Here is a 2,648-nt window from a genome sequence, read left to right as displayed (position 1 = left end):
ATTTGAAATTAATACGTTACAATTGTTAAGTACATCGCATGATTGCTACACAAGAATTTCTGGAAACGCAGTCGAATTTGTTTTGCAAAATGTTATGCTAGACACTGGTGGACACGGAAATATATTGTTAAAGTTGAAAACAAAGGAAACTGTTCAGCCAAATACTGTAATCAATAGTCAAGCCCGAGTTTTCTATGACTATCGTGCTCCAATTGAAACCAACGATGAGCAAACGGTATTTGCCGATTTGACTAAAGATGATTTCAATAAAGATTTGGTGTTGCAAATTTATCCAAATCCAACTTCTAATAGCGTTACCGTAAAATCAGATTCAACCATCAAAACCATCCAACTTTATGATGCTCAAGGCCGACTTTTGCAAACCCAAATGACTAATAATAATTTGCAAACCATCGATTTATCTGCGTATGCAACTGGAATTTATTATTTGAGTTTTTCAACTTCAAGTGGAAAGCAAACCCAGAAAATCATAAAACAATAATAGTTGATTACATTTTTTTGTTAATGAAAAGTCCACAGCTTTAGAGTTGTGGATTTTTTTTTAAAAAAATTTTGAAATGGATTATTTATAAAATAATTAACGGTTCTAAGCAATAATTCGCTTTCTAATTAGTGTTAATTTTCATAAGTTTGTTAAATTATAATTTTTCACCGATAATCAGAAACAAAATTATGTCGAAAACAGCAATATTAGAATTAGAAGGCAAGAAGTATGAACTTCCAGTAATAGAAGGAAGTGAAAAAGAGATTGCCATTGATATTAGTAAACTCCGCGATTTAAGTGGTGCTATCACTATGGATCCGGGCTATAAAAATTCAGGAGTGTGTAAAAGTGATATTACCTTTTTAGATGGTGAAGAAGGTATTTTACGTTACCGAGGCTATTCCATCGAAGAGTTAGCAGATAAAGGGAACTTCTTGGAAGTGTCTTATTTGGTAATTTTTGGAGAATTACCCTCTAAAGAGCAACTTGAAAAATTCGAAAACGACATCAGAAAATATACCCTTGTAAATGAGGAAATGAAAAACATCATCGACGGCTTTCCAAGAACCGCTCATCCGATGGGAATTCTTTCGTCTTTAACAAGTGCCTTAACCGCTTTTAATCCAAAAGTAGTTAATGTAGAAAATGAAAAAGAAATGTACGAAGGCGTTTGTAAAACCATGGGTAAATTTATGGTTTTGGCTACTTGGACGTATCGCAAAACCGCTGGTTTTCCATTAAATTATTACGACAATACAAAAGGTTATGTGGAAAATTTCTTGCATTTAATGTTTGAATTACCTACAGGACCTTACAAAGCAAATCCAATTGTAGTGGATGCTTTGGACAAATTATTTATTTTGCATGCCGATCACGAACAAAATTGTTCTACTTCGACCGTTAGAATGGTAGGATCGTCTCATGCAGGATTATTTGCTTCTATTTCAGCAGGTGTTTCAGCACTTTGGGGACCACTTCATGGTGGAGCAAACCAAGCGGTTTTGGAAATGTTAGAAGAAATTCAAAAAGATGGTGGCGATGCTGACAAATATATGGCAAAGGCCAAAGACAAAGACGATCCGTTCCGTTTGATGGGCTTCGGTCACCGAGTTTATAAAAATTTCGACCCAAGAGCGCGAATCATCAAGAAAGCAGCTGATGAGGTGTTGAGAGAATTGGGTGTTGATGATCCAATTTTGCAAATCGCCAAAAAATTAGAAGAAGCTGCTTTAGTAGATGATTATTTCGTTTCTAGAAAATTATATCCAAACGTGGATTTCTACTCTGGAATTATTTACAGAGCTTTAGGAATTCCAACCGATATGTTTACTGTTTTGTTCGCCATCGGTCGATTACCAGGCTGGATCGCACAGTGGAAAGAAATGCGTGTGAATAAAGAACCAATCGGAAGACCACGTCAGGTTTATACAGGACATCCGTTACGGTCATTCGTGGAGATGGATCAACGATAGTTTTTAAAATTATACCCTACTAAACCCTACTTTTTGGTAGGGTTTTTTTTGCTTATGTTTTTTTGTTATTTATTAAAGTATCGAATTTTTTAGTACATTCGTAAAAAATTAATAGTAATACAATGAAAATAAATTACTTATCGATACTATTGCTGATTGCTTGTTGGAGCGGTTTTTCTCAAAACGTCCGATTGGTTTCTTCCCAGCCCGAAAAGTTGATCATAAAAAATACAACGCCAGAATACATTTCAGTAAAAAAGTGGCATAACGGCATTTTATATGAAAATTTTAATGCTTTGGCATTAGCCAAAATGATGCAAGTGTCCGCTCCCGAATTACCGATTTTTTCCGAATCGCTAATTGTTCCCGATAATGGAGCAGTTTCGATTGAAATCACTTACGACGGATTTCAGGATTTTCAAAACATAAATATTTTGCCCTCAAAAGGAAGTTTGAAGCGGAATGTAAATCCAGAAAACGTTCCTTTTGTATTTGGAGCAACATATGCAGTTGATGATTTCTTTCCTAAAAAACTTGCTGAGGTTTCAAGTCCCTATGTTTTTAGAGATGTTCGGGGCGTGACCGTATCTTTTTTTCCTTATCAGTACAATCCTGTTTTAAAGGTGCTGAGAGTGTATCAAAATATCACCGTCACAGTTACCACAGATCAA

The 2,648-nt window shown here is 35.2% G+C and carries 3 protein-coding genes; all 3 read left to right on the top strand.

Features of this window, described 5'->3' with window-relative positions; genetic code table 11:
* The coding region (locus ACIQ2X_RS15605; RefSeq protein WP_396179895.1) for a T9SS type A sorting domain-containing protein at positions 1 to 502 on the top strand (502 nt) is incomplete at its 5' end.
* A gap of 191 nt (positions 503 to 693) precedes the next feature.
* A complete protein-coding gene (locus ACIQ2X_RS15600) occupies positions 694 to 1,977 on the top strand; it encodes a citrate synthase (RefSeq protein ID WP_396179894.1) in 1,284 nt (427 codons plus the stop codon).
* A gap of 122 nt (positions 1,978 to 2,099) precedes the next feature.
* On the top strand, positions 2,100 to 2,648 hold a 549-nt coding region (locus tag ACIQ2X_RS15595; protein ID WP_396179893.1), incomplete at its 3' end, for a C25 family peptidase propeptide domain-containing protein.

The sequence above is a fragment of the Flavobacterium sp. genome (assembly GCF_044368625.1).
Lineage (GTDB): Bacteria > Bacteroidota > Bacteroidia > Flavobacteriales > Flavobacteriaceae > Flavobacterium.
Note: the sequence above shows the minus strand (reverse complement) of the source record. Positions and strands in the feature narration are given on the sequence as shown.

Bases quoted from the DNA above. Each gene is read 5' to 3' on its own strand.
- ACIQ2X_RS15600 (WP_396179894.1), top strand. From the start codon at position 694: ATGTCGAAAACAGCAATATTAGAATTAGAAGGCAAGAAGTATGAACTT.